Origin of the sequence: Nitrosovibrio sp. Nv6 (genome assembly GCF_900110495.1) — a bacterium.
Lineage (GTDB): Bacteria > Pseudomonadota > Gammaproteobacteria > Burkholderiales > Nitrosomonadaceae > Nitrosospira.
This window is the reverse complement of record NZ_FODX01000001.1, coordinates 929,375-950,149: the sequence shown is the minus strand read 5'-3', so window position 1 is coordinate 950,149 and position 20,775 is coordinate 929,375. Positions and strand designations below refer to the sequence as shown.

Genomic DNA, 20,775 nt, shown 5'->3' with positions numbered 1-20,775 from the left:
ACCTCTCATCTTCCGCCTCTAAGGATCAGTTCGAGTTTGCCGTTTTCCGGAAAGCTTGGGTCGTTGTTGAGCTGGGCAATTTCACCAGAGCCGAGTGGCAATACGCCCGTGTCAATTGCTCCTCCACCTGCTGGCGTATCCAGCCTCTGCAGCTTCGTAACTTTGACGGTTTCAACTCCTTCGACGGATTTCGCCATCGCTATCAATTGCGAAACATAAATGCCATCACCAAAACTTAAATTATCCGGGTGGAAGAAGCCCAATTTGCCGTTCTCCAGCGGCTTGCTGCCAAATACCTTAAGCAGCTCCGCCTTGATGTGGCCACGCGCATACTGTGGCAGTACGCAGATTTCCATGGCAAGATAAAGCGGCACATAATGCGCGGGCACTACTGCGAGATCATGGCCCATGCGCCGATAGCGGTAGAGATAACCTTCTATCTCCTTCAATAGTGCGGCATCCGCTTCATCCGTGAATGCAGGATCGATAGCGACCCGCGCTTCATACCAACTTCCCATCCAGCGGAGCTCCGCGGCCCCGCGCTGAATTCCGGTATTGCGTTCGGCCAGGTTTGCATAGTCTTCCGCAGTGATCGCGCGCTCGAGCTGTGTGCGGAACAAATGCGGTGCAAACAGCTTTGCCTCCGTGACGGGTTCCGGCGCCATGCCGCCTTCGGCAGGCAACGGATTACGCGGCTTGATTGCATCTGCGCTTAATGTTCCTTCGCGCAGCACCAGGTGGTTAATCATGTCGCGGCCCACATTGCCGGAGGAGCCTTTACCCACGCGATACGTCGCCATGAAATGCACCCCTGCTGCTGGCGTGCGGCCCAACTCGCCGTCCCCAAAGCGCAGATGTGCGCGCCCCTCGTCGTCCAGTTCCGCGACGTAATGCCTGTCTTCGGCGCCGCTGGCAAGGAGGTCATATTGGGGATTCCATATCGGCCCGGCAGCACCGACTTCGCTATTCAAGAATTCCTGAAGTACGATGTGGGGCAATGCACGCCACGCATCCTGTCTCAACAACGTGGACGCCGGCCCGTTTGCAGGCAGTGGCTCGCCAAATGTGAGCGGTGCATGTTTCAGCACTGGATTGAAGCGTTTCGCCACCGTTGTGCTTTCGATAACGCTGCCCTCGCAACCGCACTCCCGCACTGTTTCCTTTGTTTCCACCGGACCCAGCGGCTCCTCAACCCGTCGACCGTGGTCAACCAGGACAACGTTGCCGCGTGCCACGCTCACATCGCCAATCCTGCGGCAATCGGGCGCCGGCAGCCGGGCAGAAAGACAGAGCGAAAAAGGTAGGGCATCCGCGGGATCCCACTCGATTTCCAATACCGGTTTATTAAGCAGACCGTCGAGGGAAGGCGTAACCCTGATAAGCCGTACTGCATGACGGCGTAACGGGTCCGCATCAGCTGGATTATTGGTCGTTGGCCCCAGCACTTCCTCAAAGATCAGCACGTCACCGGGGCTGAGATTGAGTATACGTTGCGGTCCGCCGTCGCCGGTCTTCGTCTGATTGTAGGCTTCTGTTCCCTTTTGAGCTCTGGCACGGGCTCTCGTTGGTGTTTTCGGCCTGGTTAGCTCGTCGTTGTCAGCCTGTGTTTCGGCCTGAGCTTCACTTATATCCGTCTGTGTATCATCGGCTTTTGCCGCGGTCTTGTCCTGTATCAGGTTGGCACTTTCTCCCTGAGACGGGGGCTGGTTTTTAGCTTGTGGCTCGATAGCTACTGGCGCCTCATCCAGTAATGTGGCGCGGGTTGCGCCCTTGGGCAGGCAGCACTCCTGATCGTCCCAGGTATAAAAGTGAATCTTGCTGTGTGCCGCGCGGAAGGTAAACTGCGGCTCGGCCTCCGCATCATGAGTAACAAGCGGCTCAAATACTTCATACCAATTCTCCGGCACCCGATCGAGATCTTCTTGCTTTACCACATTCCCGCTGGCAGCTTTGATATCGGGAAACCCCGTAATGAAATAGATGTCTTTCGCCTTCAGAGGCGGAAGGTCCGTGGCTGTCCATACCGTGATCCAGGTGCGGGCATTGTTTCCTTCATGCATGCGGTAGTCGACCAGCCGCACGTGGCGGCGTATCGAGATGCGCTGTCTTGCCGTTTCAAGGTAAGCCTCGGTGGCGACCGCATCCTGGTAATAGCTCAGGTAATCGGCCGTATAGGCAAGCAGTTCGACTAGCGTAATGCCAATGTCGGGCACGTGGCGCTCCTGCCAGTCCGGCATGATGAGCGCAAGGCGGTCCAGCATCAGCTGGCGGAAGCTTGCATAGTCCTTGGCGAGATAGTTGATTTCGGGAGCAGGAAATACTTCAGGCGGACACCCCTGATCCGTCAAGCAGTCGAGATCGCTTGGGCAATCAGCCTTGAAACTGAAATCGAGGCATGCGTAGCGAGGATCAATTCCCTGCATCGGGCGAGTATCCCTTTCGCTGTGGATGCCATTCACTTTTCCGCCGTTCATTTCCTCTGTAGGCGGTATCTTCTCAACCAGGCACAAACGATAAGTCGAAAAATCGCCGGACTTGTCGAGCGTAATGCGCAGACAATCGTCGAGCTCCTCATCATGCGCGCGATCGATCTTGACGTTTGCCGCCCGGATGTTACGGATACGCCGACCGCCCTCGATACGCACGTTCCCAGCGGTTATATTTTCCGGCACCTGGCCGAAGAAGTGCACACACAGCGAAAGCTGGTCAGCCGACACTTCAAGGAAATCCATCCCGTTCCAGTCGGGGTTGCCGAAAAGCCGTTTGCGCCGCTCTTCAGCCCCACAAGCGAGATTGCTTGTCTTCATATTGAACTTCCCCTTGTAAACCCTTCACGGCGCACTTCGCCCGTTCTGCGAATCGCATAGGCGAGATCCACAGTAAGCATCGCGTCCTCGCTGGTTACTTCAAGCTTGCGTACTTCGATCAGGTCTCCCAGCCACCGCTGGAGGCCTGCCTGAATAGTGAATTGCAGAGCCGCCGCCAGTTCCGGGCTGTTGGGTTCAAATACCATTCCTAGCAGGCCGCTGCCGAAATCGGGACGGTTGACGCGCTCGCCGGGGCTGGTGAATAGGAATTGTTCGATCATGTCGCGAATATGATCGGCATCGCTGGTCGCCGCAGTGCGCCCACGGCTGTCGAAATGGAAAGGGAAGTCGATGTTCATCATGTCCCCCTCACACGCATCTGAGTAAGCACAATGTTAAGCGGGGTGGCAGTAGGAGCGCAGATTGCCTGGCTGTCCTGTAACAGCACCGGTAGATTACCCGCCCGTACACGGGTTGCCGCAGTGATCCACTGCGCAGTTACGCACGGCCCGTTGGCAGCAAGTGGGGGAGGCAAAGTGCATCCCGCCACTATGTAGGGCGAGGGCTGGGTCACGATTGGCTGATTCCCAACACGTACCCTCGGAAAAGGGGAGGTGGGTTGCGCCTGGCCAGCGTGAGCACACAGCACTGTAGCCCCAACATGAAGTAGATACCCCGGCATCAGGTTACCTCCAGCGCGCTGCCATTAATGGATACCGTCGGCCCCGTGAGTTTGATACTCGCTCCCTGGCCGTTGGTTATCTCTATACTTGTCGCATTCATCACGATTTTCATCCCCATATTGGTCTCGATCGTGACCTCTCCCGCGCCGGCCAAGTCGTTGATCGTAATCGTTGCCGTATCGGTTTTCAGAACCTTCATTTCTGCCACCGTAGGTGAAGCCGGCGGCTCTCCCTGCGCCCAGAAACACCCGGTCCAGATCGGATATTCCGGGTCCCCCTGCTCGAACTCGATCCAGACCGACGCATTCGTTGGAGGAATCAGAAACAAACCCACCCCATTCCCTGCATACGGCACTGCAGGCAATGCCCACCCGCTCTCATTTTCCCCGAACACATCCGGAACTCTGGCCCGGATACGCCCCATGTTGTTGGGGTCGCTGTTGTCGCTCACCACCCCGCGAAACTTGCCGTGAAAAGTCGGTCCGTTCATCTCAATTGTTGTTTCGTTGATCCGCGCCCTTCACGTTTCAACGTGAAGCTCTGCTTGTATTCCCCACGTTTGATCCGGTGGGTAACCGACTCGACGTAGTATTCTCCATCAAAGCTATTGCCCACCCCGCGCACACCTACAATATGATGCGCACGCAAAATTCGGCCATAACGCACAGCATCCACTTCCCCCGTGCCTGTGACAGCATCAGAGGACTCTTGCATGGAGGAGAGGCCGCGCTGTCTCGCCAGTGCCGTATTCAGCCTTGCCGTGTCACGAGCCAAGGTGCTGCGCAGGGGTCTTGCGACGCGTTGCGAAAGCTGCGGGTATAAACTCGAAGAGGGCTCGACGGGGATAATGTGCCTGCTAGCCGGATCGAGAGTGAACATCTCCGGTTCGGCCGGGCCCAGTGCGTCATATCTGAAGTTGATTGGCACATCAACGTTGGTGTAGGAGCCCATGTTCATGGTGAGAGGGGGTTGCGCCTCTCCCTGCCGCTTCTGCGGACCCCAGTAAGCAATGCATCTACGTGGCACAGTCGTCGGCTCAACATAGAAGACGAAGCTGTTCCGTTGAGCTAAATACCTGATATAGTCAAGATCGGTTCTCTGCTGGCTCGGACGGCGATCGTTATCACTGGGCGTCACATCACTTTTTTCGACATTGGCTTCCAGCCCCAGGTCACGATAAGCTTCCAGCAGGCTCTTCACTATGGCGGAATCAGACTGGCTTGGATACAGCTTGTGCGCTGGGTTGAGATTCAGCTTGATGCTGATGTCCACACCATCGACATGCAGCCTCGATCCTCCCGCCTGATTGCTGGGAATGACCTGGTGTTGGGTGATCAACCCGTCGATCAATACCTCTCGGCGTGTGCCGATCGAGATCACTACAATAACGCGGTTGGGCGGCTCGAGCCGGCCCCTCTTGAGCAGTTCGTAGTCAGCACCCTTTTCCCTGCCCAGGCTGAAGTTCATCCTGAAGCCGTCAAGTTCCTGTTCCCCGCTGGTCACTTCCAGGTCGATCAGCGCATCCACGACCTCATAGGGCGCAGGACTTGGCTCTGTAGGGCCGATAAGCAATTGCAAGCGCGCGCCGCTACCTGGCATGATCAGATCGTGCCTCCCAAATCTAGCGGAATCCGGAGCTGGCGGCCAATTTCCTCTGTCAGCGCCTGGGGAAGCATGGCGTTGTTCGCATCGCACACGCGCCAGAACTGTTCCGGATCGCCTAGATAACGCGCCGTGATGTTGTCCAGCCGCTCGCCTTGGGTGACTATATGCTCGGTCAAGACAGGCTCACCCTCAGGCGAAGAAAATAGAGGAAGAAAGCGTCGGCACAGATAGACGATTTCACGTGTTTGGGTTTCTCCCTTTTGAGGGGGCATCTCGTACTTCGCAGTCTCGATTCCGTAATAACGACTGGTAACAGGAAATATCTCCACCCTGAGCTCCTTTTTACGTGCCAATGAATGTATTTAGAGTACGCGCCCGCCTGCGTTGTTAACCGCATTCTGCAGATTCGCAACGGCCAGTGCTTCCTTCGCGATCTGGTGCGCCATAAAGAGGTCGTGGCCGGGGTTGTCAACTTTCACGTCGAAGTAGCTCAACACGGCGAGCGTCAGGTCCACCTTCGCCAAGATTGGGTTGAGATAGACATCATAGGCTTCCTCCGTAATGCTGAACCCTGTAACGCGCACCGGCAGCACTCGTGTAGGTCCCCACACAAATAAAGTGATTGGGGCCTCCGGTGGTACGATTTCGATATCACCGTTCCGGGCCCGCATCTCGTTTTGGATGACAAACTCGCTCTTCGGGTACAGCAGCACTTCCAGCGCGGCGAGTGTGGGCGATACGCCGCTTGCCACTGCCAGCGGATTCGCCACCTCCAGTTGATCCGTTGCGTCTACCTCGATATTCAGGGTAATCGTCTCCTTGGGAGGGCCGGTAAGGCGAAAAGCTTCGGACCGGTCATTCGTATCGCCGCCGCCCATCGAACGCGCCTCCAGACGTCGCGTCATGGTATCCGGGTTGTATTGGAACACGATCACGCTGGCGAGCGGATTCACCGGGTCAAGACCGACGATTGCGCCTTTGATGAGGCGGGGAGAGCGGGGGAAGGCGGTCATGAGTTCCTCATCATTGGGTTGTGTCTATTCAGTGAGCTTGAGTGTTCGCGAGAGGGCATCCTGAAAGCATGCAGCTGACGAAATTGAGAAGCTGCAGCCATAGCAATAAAAACAATGCCTGAAACTTCTTTCTTTAATGGTTGTGTACTCATCTTTACAGTTAGATTCCTGAGTGATGAATTCATGCTTTATTAATACTGCCCCGGCCTGAGCTGAACTTCTGCACTACAATCTTTGCAAGCAGGTGTACCTAAAAAGACCATTTTGGCAAACTGCGCATAAGTATCCGGATTCTCAGTGGCCTGGTCGGCTGGGAGAGCCATGTAACCCGATTCGTGTACATAGGCGTGGTCAATACGCGTCGCGGGGATGTGGTGGCAAATTTCGTGGATCAGCATGCGCGCCTGCTCTCGACAGTCTGCAGTGTGATAGCCATTGCAAAGACTGATGTCACCGCCCGGCCGGTCTCCGGTAAAAGCGCCGACGCGCCCGTCATTGGAAGTACAGTCCTCCGCCGGCGGATGACATATGAAACGAATGTTCGCATTCAGCTCCGCTTTAATCGCCTGGTAATTGCTGAGCACAACTACCGCACGTTGAGCCACATTCGAAGGATCGTGAAAGTGCACATTCAGCAAGTCGACGATTCGTCCAGTTGTAACCGCGCCCGAAGCGAGCGGTGGTAGCTCCGCCAGCACTCTATCCACCAACTGGTTAGCTGCCCTCAAGGGTTCAATCACTTTGCAGCGATCATATTCGCCGCAGTTCGGGTCAAAGATCGGGGTGCGTCTCAAGATTCTAGGGGCTCCGCTAATAGGTTGAGCTGAGCGTGCAAGTTTCTGCCCTGGCTTCTGCAGGTCGCCAATACTGCCCCTGCTACCCGTGTAAGTCTCACTTTCCGCGTGAGCGCGAACCGAGCCAAGGCTTGACGCCTTATCCTCAATCGGGGAGGACGCACCTCCCTGTTGAAGCACATGGACAAGCTCATGTGCAATTAACCGCCGGCCTTTTTCTGTGGCAGGCATGAACTGCCCAGCGCCAAACACAACGTTGTGCCCCACAGTATAAGCACTGGCGTTCACGTCTCGCGCTGATTGCTCGGCGGCGGAACCAGAATGCACTCGTACGCCCGAAAAGTCATAGCCGAAGCGCTGTTCCATATTTTGCCGTAGCGCAGGCTCGAGCGGTTGGCCCAGACTAGCGAGAACACGATCCACGCTAGGGGGAGCCACATCAGTTTCCGTAGACACTGGACCAGTAAAACGTTGAACCCGTGGAGGTGAAGTGCCAACTGGCGGATTTGCGGGCATTGATAGCACCTGATCGGCAATGCGGTCGGCTTCCTGTTCCAGCGGGTCGTCACTTGCCCCAATGGAGAGCTTGCGCTGTATTGATGGAATAAGCGGGAATGTATTGAGACCCGAACCATTCCCTTCGATGATTTGCCGCTGGAGGCTATGTTCTTTCTTCCCGCATTCCGCGCATTCCCCTCCTGCTACGGTGTGATTGCAGTCACACTTGCGCTGCAGAATTCTCCCTGCTCTGAAGTGCATTGAGCTTTGCCCAGCTTTGCTTTCAGTTGTCGGGCTGTTACTCATAAATCCAGTACTAAAGCATCCCATATTTGGTCAAAGCCTGATAATTTATCAATCGTGTCTGACCCATTAGTTTTTGTTGGAAGGCAATCACGCTGGCGAGCGGATTAGCCGGATCAAGTCCGATAATGGCGCCATTAAGAAGGCGGGGAGAGCGGGGAAAGGTGGTCATAGTTTGCCTTCGATCGTTTGCCAGAATCTGCTGTCGTGAAAGTCAGCAGCAGTCGAAAATGGACCGTCCAAACTCTCTGCATCGCTTTCGAAAGAAGAGGCGAAATCGAGACCATCGTACCTTTGGCAAACGCCCCTGACGCGCAAGGGAGCGGTGCACGTAGGTCGGACTGATCTAGTTGTAGTAATAACGCTAGCGCCCTTACGCAGGTAATGGGCAGCGAAGTCTCGACCCCACGTCTCTGAATCACACCCAACTGCGCGCACAGAGGCATCGCGACTGAACCAACAGCGGCGTGGAAATAGCCCAGCGTGCGCTAGCGTAAAACTTTGTTTAGGTTCCTCCGGGTCAAAATCCGCAGGCGCGAACCTAGACGCGTCACCCCACATCATGCCGCCGTGGGCATGCCCGAATATCACCATATTTATGATCGGCCTACTACCTGAATCAGAGGTGTTATCGAAGTCAGAATCTGCATTTCGGCTAGATACGCTACCAGGGTAGAACAACTTGGCAACTTTGGCGTCCTTAGCTTCCTTACCATCATCGAATAGGTAGATTGATAGGAAGGTTCTTAATAGGAAGGCTCTTACGAGTCCTTCCATGAGCCCTTCCGCGGCAGTGAGATTTGAAATGTCAAACTTGTCGCCGATCTGCACGTAAAGCTCGTAGCGGTCATTGAAGTTGGTGGGCGGTTTGGCTAAAGTAGAAGTCCGCATGCTGATCGGCTTGATGCATTTCCAATCATTGAATTGCGCACCGGCTTTTTGGGCGAGTTGACCCAAAGTGTCATTAGAATTATCCGAAGTGGCTAGGTCTCCATCGATCTTCCAGCGCTGTAGGATAGGCCGCGTTTCTTTTAAGACTGGGAACTGCCCCGCGCTTGGGGCTTGGGTTGAATTTGAGGGAGAGACGAGTTGCGGTGTGGCGGCGTTCTCTGTTTCTGTTTCGCGTTCTACATTATTCTCAGCGCTTCTTGGGCTTTGGTTTTCTCCCGGGAATAACTCGGATTGCTGGACCACGTGCGCTAGTTCGTGTGCCACCAGACGTTGTTCCTGCACCGTACTTGACGCATATTGCCCAGCTCCAAACACAACGTTATTTCCTACTGTATACGCATAAGCATTTACGTCTCGAGCTGACTGCTCCGCAGCGGGACCAGAATGTACGCGCACACGCGAAAAATCATGGCCGAATCGCTGCTCCATATCCTGTCTTAGCGAAGGCTCCAATGGATAACCGGAACTGGTGAGAACGCGATCCACGCTCAGAGGCGCCACATCAGTTTCCCTTGCCGATCGACCGGTAAAACGTTGAATCCTTGGGAGTGAGGTGCCAGTTAACGGATTTGCTGACATTGACATCACCTGATCGGCAATTCGGTCGGCTTCCTGCTCCAGCGGATCGTCACTTGCGCCGATGGTGAGTTTGCGCTGTATTGATGGAATAAGCGGGAATGTATTGAGACCCGAACTATTCCCTTCGATGATTCGCCGCTGAAGGCCATGCTCTTTCCCGCATTCCGCGCATTCTCTTCCTGCCACGGTGTGATTGCCGCAGTCACACTTGCGCTGCAGTATTCTCCCTGCTCTGAAGGGCATTGAGCTTTGCCCAGCTTTGCTTTCAGTTGTCAGGCTGTTACTCATAAATTCAGTAACTAAAGCATCCGATATTTGGTCAAAGCCTGATAATTTATCAATCGTGTCTGACCCCATTGGTTTTTGGTTTCTCTTTGTTATTTATCTGTTAATTGGCTACGTGCTACATATCCCCAGCCCTGAGTTCATCCACTACCGGCTCATAATCTGATGTGATTGGGGTAAACGTCGTCCCGGAGGGGGCGGTGACGGTTTTGTTATATAGCGAGTAGTAGTAGTCCGCTGCAATGTCCGCCTGCTGCTCCCGGTTGAACTGCCGGAAGTGTTTCCCAGATGGGTTGGGGGAGACGTTCGTGGAGGGGCGCCACAGCGGTCTACTCGGCCCGTTGTAATCGTAACCAGCCGTAGCTTGGGCATGAATAGCTTCTCCAAGATATTGCGACCCCGCATGTTCGTACTGGGAAACATGGGTAAGTTCGTGCGTCAGCCAGTGCATGTCAGGGCTTCCGGGCATGGCTTCGATCTTTCGGTTGAAGTTGATGGTATGGAAGGTGGTCACACCCATATTCCCGCCACCCTCAAATGCAGCCCCTATATGCGCGATCAATGAGAGCTCATCTACCCTCACCTGCCAGTATGAGATGCTGCTCTTGAAGGTCTTTTTTGCCTCGCTCGTCTCACCGGAGGTCAATGTCCGTGTGTTGAATTTGATGATCTGAAACAAGAGATCCCAAACTTCTCCAATGCCAGCGATGTCGACAAGCTTACCGATGAGCCGGCCGACCCAGGCGGAGCCGGAAAGGATGCCGTCCAGTAGCCACTTTCCCATCCCCTTGAAGTCGAGGTGCCATGCCAGTTTCAGCCCTTCCCAGAGCCAAGACCCAATGCCAGCAATGCCGCTCCCCAAATGTTTTATGAGCCGCCAGACCCGCTCAGGAGTGTTCACAATTACACTCCAGGCTAACGCTGCGGCGCTCTTGAGTACGTTCCAACCCTTGCCTGCCGTCCACTTGATTCCACTCCAAACCTTGCCTGCCATCCACTTGATTCCACTCCAACCCTTGCCTGCCGTCCACTTGATCCCGCCCCAGGCGGCGCTGGCTCCCTTCTTGATTCCACCCCAGACGGCACGGGTCCCCTTCTTAATCCCACCCCACACTTTCCCCCAGAAGCCGCCTTGAAGCTGAGGCCGCCCAGTGTGCTGCACCTGAATGCCTTGCGCTGGCGAACGAGACAGCCCCTCTTGCTGCTGAAGCACGTGCGTGAGTTCGTGCGCCATCAACCACTGGCCTGTCGGCGACGCTGGCTGGTAGTGTCCTTCGCCGAACACCACGTCGCGCCCGATGGTGAAAGCCCTCGCCTGGACGGAGCGAGCCAATTGGTCCGCCTCCGCCCCGGTATGGACCCGCACGCGACTGAGATCATGACCGAAGCGCGGCTCGAAGAAGTCTCGGCTCGAGGTTGAAAGCGGCTGCCCACCGCTGCGGAGTGCGTCAATCCTCGATGCGAGGTTCGAGGATAATACCTTGGGCGTTTGACCGGGTAGCTCTCGAGCCTGCATTGTCGCTTCATCACGCGCTTCAGTCGGGGATAACCTTGGAGTGGTCGACTGCTCCTCAGGCGCCTGCGCCCCTGAGTCGGCCTCCAGGTCATCTGTCTCCAGCAGCAGCGCGGCGACGTATTCGGGACTGCCCTCCGTTTCTTCCCCGTCTGCCGTGGCTTTGGCAATGTCCGTCGTCTGATCCGCCCCGTCTGTAGGTGCGTTCGAAGCAGACTCGTCCGAAGCCCGATGTAAGGACTCGAACCCTATCGATACGGGGAGAGGCTGTGATCGCCCGCTACGAGCGATGGGGAATTGCATAATCGAGTCCGCGACTAAGTCCGCCTCCCGCTCAAACCGGTCCCCCGGTTGCCCCAAGACAAGATGAGCCTGCACAACCCCCGGCTGGGCTGGGCTCACGCGAACCTTGCTTAAGTCTTGGCCAAAACGGGGCTCAACGAACATACAGGTAGCGGAGCCGAACGGTTGGCCGCGTGTACTCGGAACTTCTGGCATGATCAGCGGGACTTCGGATACTCCACTTCGGTCAGCTACCTTACGCTGCAAAGTTTGTTTTTTTTTGCCGCATTCCTCGCATTCACCGCCAGTCATCGTGCGATTGCCACAGTCACACTTGCGCTGAAGTATGGCGTGAGCGGACGGCAAAAAACTTGCAGTTTCCGCCTGCTGAGCAACGGCTGTTTTATTCATGATTGATCCCACCATATACCGATTGCGCAATCTGCCGGCCGAGCCGTACCAGGTCATCGCCAGTTGCCAGACTGGGGGACATTCCGCCCTTAGTAAATAGCCGGATCACCTCGGTTTGCACGCTGGCTTGCAGCAGATGGCGCTGGCGGTGCGAGATATTTACGCCGTTAAGAATAAGCCGGTCGATATGCAGGGTGATGTTCATGTCTGTACTCATGTTCCCGCTCCCGCAGTTTTCAGGCAGCAGAGGTCACCCTCGTTGATCGACCGGTGGAGCTTGCGGAATTCAGGGCGGGCAGCGGTGTGCGCCGGTGGCAAAGTTACCGCTGTGCCGTTCTGGATGGCGAGGAAAGCGCAAAAGTTGGTCTCGCCACCAAACAACGATATCATTTGGTTGTGGCAGATAACCGCTACCCGGCTTAACCTCTCTGACTTCCGAGCCTTGGTGACCTTTTTTAATAGTCGGGCCATATCATGCTCCTGATATCTTCTATCCCTTTTTGCCTTACGCGGTCTGAACAGCAATGATCGAAGGATTCATATTGATCTATATCGTTTTTCCTGGCTTAAACAGAAAATATCAATCGTGTCTGACCTGTCTGACCCTATTGATCCCTTTTGGAAGACCTAAACATTCCTTGTATTATTTCTTATTAGAATCTCCGCAATTCTTGTCGCGGAAGCATTTATCGCTCGCAAGCTGGCGGGTTCCATATTCCTTATTTTCTTTAGATTGACATTCTTTTGCTGCTTTAAGCCGTTTTTCTAAGCACTGGACAGAAACTTTGTACGCTTCGCACTCGAGTTCTTTCATCACAAAATTCATCTTGATGCATTCTTCAACAGGTCGTTTGCCGGCGTCCGCAGCGAGATAGCAGTCCCTAAGTTTTGGGCAGAACGCCTTTAATTGCTTAACGTGGACCGCCTCGTGCTGTTCCACGCATGGTCTGGTGCATCGATTGGTTTCTTCGATACGTTGCGTTACTTTACCTGTTGGCGTTCCGGTCTTTTCATCTACGACGCAGTCGGTTGATCCCCCTGGAAATTGTTCACATTTTTTTTCTTCTTTTGAGGCCGGTTGGTTGGTTGGAGATCTGAGGAACTGCTGGAGCTCATTAAATAGATCCGAGGGTGCTTTAGCTGGGTCCACAAACAGCGTTTTGAGGGTTAAGAGCAGACGATATCGCTCCGAAGGCGAATTTTTATCTACCTCGATCATGATGCTTTCGGTCAAGCTTTGCGCTGCCATGTCAAGAGCGCCGTATGCCTTGGTCACGCGAATCTCTCCTTTCAGTTCTTCGCATCTCTCCGAGAGCCGCAACTCGCCCATGCCATTGCGCTGAATTCGCGGGCTGCTTCCCGCGCTTTGCTGCACTACATGCGTCAACTCGTGAGCAATCAAGCGCCGACCCTTCTCTGTTCCGGGTGCGAACTGGCCTCTACCAAATACAATGTTATGCCCGACCGTATAGGCAGCGGCGTTCACTTCCCGCGCCGATTGCTCGGCAGCATCGCCAGTTTGCACCCCCACTTGGGAGAAGTCGTGTCCAAAGCGCTGTTCCATGTCCTGCCGTAGCACCGGTTCCAGCGATCTGCCAGAACTCGAAAGGACGCGATCTACGCTGGCAGGAGCAGTATTCGGGCTCTCAGTCGTTTGACCCGAATAGCGCTGAATGCGTAGCGGCGCATCGCTAACCCCGGAATGTGTTGGCCTGGCCATTACCTGATCCGCAACCCGGTCGGCTTCTTGTTCCAGCGGGTCGTCACTTGCGCCGATGGTGAGCTTGCGCTGTATTGATGGAATAAGCGGGAATGTATTGAGACCCAAACTATTCCCTTCGATGATTTGCCGCTGGAGACTATGTTTTTTCTTCCCGCATTCCGTGCATTCTCCTCCTGCTACGGTGTGATTGCCGCAGTCACACTTGCGCTGCAGAATTCTCCCTGCTCTGAAGTGCATTGAGCTTTGCCCAGCTTTGCTTTCAGTTGTCAGGTTGTTACTCATAAATTCAGTACTAAAGCATCCGATATTTGGTCAAAGCCTGATAATTTATCAATCGTGTCTGACCCCAGATCTATTCATATATTTGTGAGTTGGCCTTATCTTCTATCCATTTTTGTCTGCGCCGTTCTTCGCCCTTTTCTATAGCTTCGTCAGCTATTGGATCGGTAATAGGACGGAGTGCGTATGCGAGGTCTTTGATAAATTCGTTTTCAAATAAGACCCCAGGGTCTTCCCCATAATGATATCCACGCTCAGCTAGAAAACCAAAGCCTATGTCCCTCATGACTTTCTTCCATTCTAGCGTGTGTGATGTACCGAACTGATATCCTCTGTCTATCGCGTAATTTTCGTACGCTTCAGCAAGGCGAAGAATATAGGTCAAGCCTAGAAAACCAGCTGGGTCTTCCAAACCTTGTATCCGGAATGGAGTGACACGGTTCTTAAGATTTAGGCGTACTTCCTCTTCGGACCACCACATCACGCCAGCCGCAACACCTTTCGCAAAACCTTCTTTTGCGAATTTGACCTGAATCCTCCTGATTGCCTCGACAGCCGCGGCTCTGTCTGCGAGGGAAAGTACCACATCAGGAATATCGTCAGGACCTGGAACTAAACCCGCCACGGCGCCTTTCAAAAGACTTTTACCCAAGCCTTTTAATCTACCTACAGACGGTACGCCCGGGACTTCCACCTTGGGAACGGTTTCAGGGACCTGCTCGGGCACGGTGGTAGGAGGTTTCACTGGTGGTTTGCGAACCGATATTTCACCGTGGATGGCCTCGGCCTCCACGATCTTTCCCCCGGATTTTACCGCCTTCCCCCGTTGCGGAACGTTGATCTCCCCCGACACGCCGCCTTCCACTTTAAACAAGGACTCGGTTACCGCTACGCTCCGAGTGATCCGTGCGCAATGCTCACACCGGGGCGCTGTGGTGAGCTTGCGTTCACCGCTCAACCAGACATTGTGCATCTCGAACGTTGCTCCTAGTTCAGCCTCCGTCATCGCGCGGCGGAGCGCTGATTCCTCCTGCGCGATGGCCTTGTTCAGCGCGTTGACTTCTGCATGCCCACCCTCTATAGCGATCGCCGACGTCTGGACCACGTTCACTTCCTTCGCAGCGATCCTTGCCTTTTGGGCCGCGGTGGCCTTGCGAATAACCTCGGTCACATTAGCAGGTGGGCCTGTGTTGAGTCCAACATAGATCTGGCCCGTTCTCATATTGCGGACCACCGAGATGACCTTGTCCGGCCCGCCTTTCAGATTAAATTTGCTCATCGCGGACCCGGTGTCGCCGGCAGCCAACCGGGCAATCCGCTGTGCCACGTTTTCCAACGGCTCCAATGTCTTTGCTGAAAAAGTCGCCGCCTCACCCGGTGCGCACTGAATTCGTTCCCCCATACTCCGGCCCTGCTGCACCACGTGAGTCAGTTCGTGAGTTACGAGGCGCTTGCCTTCGGCTGTTCCCGGCGCATATTGGCCCGCGCCAAACACAATGTTGTGGCCCACTGTGTAGGCGCGGGCGTTCATGTGCCGCGCTGATTGCTCGGCAGCATCGTCACTATGTACCCGCACTTGCGAGAAGTCGTGTCCAAAGCGCTGTTCCATGTCTTGCCGTAACGCTGGTTCCAGTGGCCTGCCAGAACTCGCAAGAACGCGATCTACGCTGGCAGGGGCAGTATTCATATCCCCAGTCGTTTGACCTGAGTAGCGCTGAATGCGCAGCGGCGTATCGCTAAGTGCGGAATGTGTTGGCTTGGCCATCACCTGATCCGCAACCCGATCGGCTTCCTGCTCCAGGGGGTCATCGCTTGCTCCAATGGTAAGTTTTCTCTGTAAGGAAATGCCGGATAATGTGTTGCCACGACCTGAACTAAATCCTTCGTTAGTTTTGCGTTGCAGACCGTGCTCTCTCTTGCTGCACTCCACGCATTCTCCGCCTGCAACCGTATGACTTCCGCACTCGCACTTGCGTTGCAGGATGCTCGACGCTGGTAAGGTATTCGCCCGCGGTTGATTCCTGGTTTGGGAAGCAATCTCATTCATTTTCCGATCCCTCCATACACGGACCGCGCAATTTGCCGCCCAAGCTGTACCGGGGTGACGCTGGCTGATAGTTGAATTGCCTTCGCGGGAACTTGCGGTATAGCACCGCCGTTTTTTAGTCCAGTCAGGACGCCACCTTTTGATAGTAACCGGGCAAGCTCTGCCTCCATGCTGGCTTGCAAAAGACGGCGTTGGTGATGCGGTATGGTCACCCCATCCAGAATCAGCCGATCAATGTGCAGGTTGATGTTCATGTCTGTACTCCTGCTCCCGCTCCCGCAGTTTCCAGCCAGCGGAAATCACCTTCATTGATCGGTCGGTCGAGCTTGCGGAATTCAGCACGGGCGGCGATAAGCACTAGCGGGAGGGTTACCGCTGTATCATTCTGCGCGGCGAGAAATGCCGCGTTAAGCGCTACGTTGTGTATGAGGCCACCGGTGAGATTGAGGCGCGCAAGGCGGTCGTAATCCAGCCCTTCTGTACGGGTTTCAGGTGGAAATACTTTCTGCCAGATAACCTTGCGCTGTGCCGCGGCGGGGACTGGAAAATTGACTATAAAGCGGAGCCGGCGCATAAATGCGGTATCCAATGCTCCTTTCATGTTGGTTGCGAGGATTGCGAGTCCGCGGTAGGACTCCACGCGCTGAAGCAGATAATTGATTTCGATATTGGCATAACGGTCGTGGCTGTCCTTGACTTCGCTGCGCTTGCCAAAGAGGGCGTCGGCCTCGTCGAAGAGCAGAATTGCGCCGCCGTCTTCGGCGGCGTCGAAAAGGCGGCGCAGATTTTTTTCCGTCTCGCCGATATATTTGTTGACCACCTGGGACAGGTCTATCCGGTAAAGATCAAGGCGCAGCTCATTGGCAATTACTTCCGCCGCCATGGTCTTGCCAGTGCCACTCTCGCCGGCAAATAGCGCGCTGATGCCGAAGCCCCGATTCATTTTGTTCGCGAAACCCCAGGTCTGATATACCTTGGTACGTTGTGCCACCTGTCCAGCAATTTGGCGCAACGCTTGCGTTTCTTCATCTGGCAGCACGATGTCATCCCAGGTTGCCTTGACTTCCAGCCGTTGGGCCAGCGCTTCGAGTCGCGGGCGGACGCTGGCTCGGCATGCGTCCCAGAGGCGGTCCGGGAGTGACCGGTATGATGTCTTCTCTGAGAGTTCCTCCTGCGCGATCTGCCGGATGGTCGCAAGATCAAGGTTGAATTGTGCCGATAGCTGATCGGGCAGATCCGGCACATTCTTTACCGTATCTCCCAATGCCGAAAGCCAGGCGCACCGCTGCTCGTCCGGCGTGGGCTTTGCCACATCCAATGCCACATTCGTGCGGTCAAGATGCGGCCAAGGCTCGCGCGTCGCAAGGAATATGGCTCCATCGCAACGTGAAAGAAAACGGCTGACCGCGGGTTGTGGCCCTTCCTGAGCATTAGGTGACTCCTGTGCATCGAGGTAAAGCGCGAGTGGCAGCAAAGCAGTCTCGCGCTGCCAGAGTCGCGCCAGTGTTTCCTGATCCGCATTCTGGGGCGGGAGAAAGGCGGCTGGCAACCTGTAAAGGTGCAGTCCCAGGCTGGCGGCTGTATGTGCCGCTATAAGCCGCTTGCTAGGCTCATCTGGACCGAGCAACTGAACGACCGGTAACATGCCTGGCGCGGGCCTATTCCCTATATCTCCGGGGGAGTGCCAGCGCTGCAGGACACTGTCGACAACGTGTTGTTGAGAAGGGGGCAGCGGATCACCCCTCGCTGGGGTGACTGGCGCAAGCAGCAGACTAAGCCTGTCATCGAGATAGTTCAGCCCTTTGATGTAACTAACAATGCGCTCATCCGCGCGGAGGGCGCTTGTTGTGAGCGGCTGGCTGCCTGGCTGATTTATTTCGATAAGGCGCCAGTAACGCAGAGGACGCTCCGGAGAAAGCGCTTCCCAGGCGGGCTCATTGAATAGCGACAGGGCCAGCGCAAAGGTGGGGTAGGGCCTTGCGGGATTATCCTGGGCCTGGGCGCACAAGCCGGCGATGCGCGTATCCAGTTCGAGTGCGGTGCACAGCAGGACGATGTCGCGTTCGAATCTGGACAGGCCCAGCCTTTGGCTTAACAACACAAGCGCGGGGGGAGGCGTCATTTGCTTTTCCGCTGCGGCCATCTCCGCAGCGGCCTGGCTGAGCGGGTCGTCCTTCGCACTGCTGGTGCCAGATTCGCTCGATAGCGCGACAGATGGGGTAGCGGTTTCAGAACCGACTGGAGCCGGGCCCTCGGCTTTTTTAGACTTGCGCCGGGCTCGGGTTCCAGTAGTAGGAGTGGCTTCCGCCTCCGGCGCCGCCACAGGTGGGACGTCAGGAGCATCATATGGTGCAACGGGTGCAACAGGTGCATCGGGAGAAGCGCCGGAAGGAGAAGGGACGGCAAGAGCTGGTGAGGGATACGCGCGCTGCTCAAGCAGGAGACGCACCCATGCTACGGCAGCGCTTAAATATTTGTCATTGGCGGCCTGCCAATCTTCCAGCGTTTTCATGTGATCGTCACCTTTTGTGAAGGATCGAATACTGGCACAGTGGTCGATTTGTCGATAAGTAGACTGTCAATTCCATCCACTCGGAGCCGAAGGAAGTAATCTCCGGGGGTTGCGCCTGTGATGTTGAAGTCCAGCCTGTCCGTTTGCGCAGGATGCGCATTAGCGCGTATTTCCCTATCGCCCAGTAACAGGCTTGCCCGTTGGTCCGGGCGGATTTGCGGTATACAGGTCAAGGTAAGCGTTACATTCCCCGCAGCATCTCGTATTGCGGGGTTGGGGGCAATCGCAGTGATCTGCGGCGCCACAAGCAGAGGCAATTCGTTTGTGATCCGGTCTGCGGCTTCATCCGGCCTCAGCACAACTATAGCCAATAAATAGACGTCCGCAATCCAGTCGGCTGGCTGGTCCGGGAGTACGACTGTTACTTCGGTGCTGGTCATGCCCGGCTCGGGTGCAAGAATTCTTGGCTCGGGCAACTGGCGATTGGTGAGGCGCACACGAACGTTTTCGCCATCCAGATGGTGACCGGAGATGAGTACGGTTTCGCCAAGCCTTACTGCGTTTTGCCTGGCGGGCAAGGTCAATTGATCAATAGCCGGATAGGGCGGAATGAGGCTCGGTTGTGAGATCACACCCCGATCGTCCCTGCCTCGGGTCAGCACGGGCAGCGGCGCGCGCAATTGCCGTGTGCTCTCAATCAGGACCACAGCCACCTGGTAGAAGGACGAGAGGCGGTAGGGAGTCTGGAAGGCGCTCCACAACTTGGATATCTCATCCAGTGTCATGGGCTGCGAGGTGATGCGCACCCGCTCGATCTGCTGGTGCAAGTCATTATCAGGAAGAGCATTTCTAATCTCTTCCGTCCCGAGCAGTGGATGATCGTGAAACGTGCTCATTGCCCGGCCAAGCAAGTGGTGGCTCATGACTTCTTCATCTGCGCGTTGCTCCTCGCCGTAGGCCGTGGCAAGATAAAAGAGATTCAGTGCCAGCGGCGGCATGCCTGCTTCACCCTGCGTAGCCCGGTGTGGAATTTCGCTGTTGCGAAAGGCGGCATTCGTCTGTGGCTGGTAGAGGAAGAGGTTAAGCTGCCGCCCTGTATTTGTGCCGCGCGCCTTATCCGGTGGTTTGGTTGTAATGAGGGTTCCCGTCAATGCCGGGTCTGCCTGGATTGAGTTTTCCAGCAAGAAACGCATGGTTGAAGTCACCGCGGCGATGGCAAGGGCGTTGCTCATTGTGACCCTCGCTGGCTTCGCCGCCCCGAATGCTGGCTAAGGTATGCGTCCAGACTCATTGGCTTGGGACCGGCGTTGTTTCGCTTTGCTGTGGCGGGAGCTGCCACAGCGCGAACTTCGATGCGGCCAATGGTGACGTTTATCGTTGGTGCTGGAGCGGGCGTACTCGCCTCGCGATGGGACGATGTGCCTGGCAATTCGCGCGATGGCCAAGGGGGCGTTGTGCCGCCGCTCTTCCCTATTGTCACCTGCACGGGAAATACTTCTCGCGATACGGGCGGGGCACCACTATCGTGCCCGGGATGCTCTGCTATATTGCCGGTACTGTTGATCCGAGGCGTGGACGCTACCGTATGTTTTGCCGTGGGCTGAGGCGCGGGGATCGTCGTCGCAGTGGCAACGGCATTCACCTGTGTAGCGACGGTTGGATGGTGCGGGTTGTTGTCAAGTTTTTCTGGCACGGTTATCGGTATGTTGCTATGTTCGTCGTCCCCGTTCTGCCTTGTGACGTCGCTGATCTGCGGCGCGGCTACCACGTTGTGTTTCGCGGGACGTGACTGTTCCGTGTAAGTCGGTGGGTGAGAATTGGCAGAGGGTAAGCCTTCGGGGTGTTCGGTTGCCTTATATCGGGGTTCGGATTCATGCCGCGGGCTCCCGTCATATTTTCCCTTTGGCATTTTCGCCGTGTTGCTGCGTTCCTCATGCCCTGCAGTGTCTTCAATACGGGATGTGGCTTCGATGCGGCGTTTTTCTACGCGCGCCGGTTTCGTGGTGTCAGGTTCCGAAGCGGGATCGACTGGCGATAGGTCCTTACGGGCAGCGACACGCTCATGTTCAGCGACGGGCTCATCCAAGGGCAAGGTGATACTCGGCGATGGCGCATTGGTATTGGCAACTTCCTCCTTCAGTGGAACCATTGATGCCGGGGGTTGTAGCGTATTCTCTGGGCGCTCGGCTCGCACGCCTTGATCGGGCTCAACGGGTGGCGGCGTATGATGCGCATCAGCACGGAGTGTATCCCTGTTCGCTCCCGCAGGCTCTGTTTCCTCAAACATTGCAACCGGTCCATTCCGTTCAACTGGCTCGTAGCGTGAGGGCGGACGCGGCGAAATGGCATGAGCGACGTGTCCGCCGTGCTCGCGCTGTATGAGGGTGCTTAAAAAATTCTGCCTGTTAACCATACTCAAATGCACTTATGCATGATGGGAGCATAGCGTAATCCCTCAAAACCACATACAACACGGCGCATCAAACGATG

General features: G+C 55.6%; 17 protein-coding genes. All 17 read right to left on the bottom strand.

Annotation, left to right across the window (positions count from 1 at the left end):
- Positions 1-5: 5 nt before the first annotated feature.
- Positions 6-2,807 (bottom strand): putative baseplate assembly protein, encoded by a 2,802-nt coding sequence (locus tag BMX66_RS04500; protein WP_090878746.1) that lies wholly within the window; start codon positions 2,805-2,807, stop codon positions 6-8.
- A complete protein-coding gene (locus tag BMX66_RS04495; RefSeq protein WP_199679268.1) occupies positions 2,804-3,169 on the bottom strand; it encodes a GPW/gp25 family protein in 366 nt (121 codons plus the stop codon). Before BMX66_RS04495 ends, BMX66_RS04500 begins: the two co-directional genes overlap by 4 nt.
- Positions 3,170-3,488: 319 nt before the next feature.
- Entirely contained in the window at positions 3,489-3,980 is a 492-nt protein-coding gene (locus tag BMX66_RS04485; protein ID WP_090878742.1) for a phage baseplate assembly protein V, read from the bottom strand.
- Entirely contained in the window at positions 3,977-5,089 is a 1,113-nt protein-coding gene (locus BMX66_RS04480) for a phage late control D family protein (protein ID WP_090878740.1), read from the bottom strand. Before BMX66_RS04480 ends, BMX66_RS04485 begins: the two co-directional genes overlap by 4 nt.
- A gap of 2 nt (positions 5,090-5,091) precedes the next feature.
- Complete coding sequence (locus tag BMX66_RS04475; protein WP_199679267.1) at positions 5,092-5,424, bottom strand: LysM peptidoglycan-binding domain-containing protein; 333 nt, start codon at positions 5,422-5,424, stop codon at positions 5,092-5,094.
- Between the two features lie 33 nt (positions 5,425-5,457).
- Positions 5,458-6,000: a hypothetical protein gene (locus BMX66_RS04470; protein ID WP_255398807.1), complete on the bottom strand. Its 543-nt coding sequence runs from the start codon at positions 5,998-6,000 to the stop codon at positions 5,458-5,460.
- A gap of 299 nt (positions 6,001-6,299) precedes the next feature.
- On the bottom strand, positions 6,300-7,661 hold the full coding sequence (locus tag BMX66_RS15575) for an eCIS core domain-containing M35 family metalloendopeptidase (RefSeq protein ID WP_158593382.1): 1,362 nt from the start codon (positions 7,659-7,661) through the stop codon (positions 6,300-6,302).
- A 210-nt stretch (positions 7,662-7,871) separates the two neighbouring features.
- Positions 7,872-9,590 carry an eCIS core domain-containing protein gene (locus tag BMX66_RS04460; RefSeq protein ID WP_199679266.1) on the bottom strand — a complete coding sequence of 573 codons (1,719 nt, stop codon included), beginning with the start codon at positions 9,588-9,590 and terminating at the stop codon, positions 7,872-7,874.
- Positions 9,591-9,636: 46 nt separating this feature from the next.
- Positions 9,637-11,724, bottom strand: coding sequence for an eCIS core domain-containing protein (locus tag BMX66_RS15785; RefSeq protein WP_199679265.1), 2,088 nt, complete (start codon positions 11,722-11,724; stop codon positions 9,637-9,639).
- Positions 11,717-11,941: a hypothetical protein gene (locus tag BMX66_RS04445; RefSeq protein ID WP_199679264.1), complete on the bottom strand. Its 225-nt coding sequence runs from the start codon at positions 11,939-11,941 to the stop codon at positions 11,717-11,719. Before BMX66_RS04445 ends, BMX66_RS15785 begins: the two co-directional genes overlap by 8 nt.
- On the bottom strand, positions 11,938-12,195 hold the full coding sequence (locus tag BMX66_RS04440) for a hypothetical protein (protein ID WP_090878734.1): 258 nt from the start codon (positions 12,193-12,195) through the stop codon (positions 11,938-11,940). Before BMX66_RS04440 ends, BMX66_RS04445 begins: the two co-directional genes overlap by 4 nt.
- Positions 12,196-12,367: 172 nt before the next feature.
- Entirely contained in the window at positions 12,368-13,444 is a 1,077-nt protein-coding gene (locus BMX66_RS04435) for an eCIS core domain-containing protein (RefSeq protein WP_255398841.1), read from the bottom strand.
- A gap of 355 nt (positions 13,445-13,799) precedes the next feature.
- Positions 13,800-15,773 (bottom strand): eCIS core domain-containing protein, encoded by a 1,974-nt coding sequence (locus tag BMX66_RS04430; protein ID WP_121169242.1) that lies wholly within the window; start codon positions 15,771-15,773, stop codon positions 13,800-13,802.
- Positions 15,770-16,027 carry a hypothetical protein gene (locus BMX66_RS04425; RefSeq protein WP_090878732.1) on the bottom strand — a complete coding sequence of 86 codons (258 nt, stop codon included), beginning with the start codon at positions 16,025-16,027 and terminating at the stop codon, positions 15,770-15,772. Before BMX66_RS04425 ends, BMX66_RS04430 begins: the two co-directional genes overlap by 4 nt.
- A complete protein-coding gene (locus tag BMX66_RS04420) occupies positions 16,024-18,285 on the bottom strand; it encodes an ATP-binding protein (protein WP_090878730.1) in 2,262 nt (753 codons plus the stop codon). Before BMX66_RS04420 ends, BMX66_RS04425 begins: the two co-directional genes overlap by 4 nt.
- Positions 18,282-19,517 (bottom strand): Pvc16 family protein, encoded by a 1,236-nt coding sequence (locus BMX66_RS04415; protein ID WP_090878728.1) that lies wholly within the window; start codon positions 19,515-19,517, stop codon positions 18,282-18,284. The genes BMX66_RS04420 and BMX66_RS04415 overlap by 4 nt, the downstream gene beginning before the upstream one ends.
- Positions 19,514-20,698, bottom strand: coding sequence for a hypothetical protein (locus BMX66_RS04410; protein ID WP_090878726.1), 1,185 nt, complete (start codon positions 20,696-20,698; stop codon positions 19,514-19,516). The genes BMX66_RS04415 and BMX66_RS04410 overlap by 4 nt, the downstream gene beginning before the upstream one ends.
- Positions 20,699-20,775: the final 77 nt, after the last annotated feature.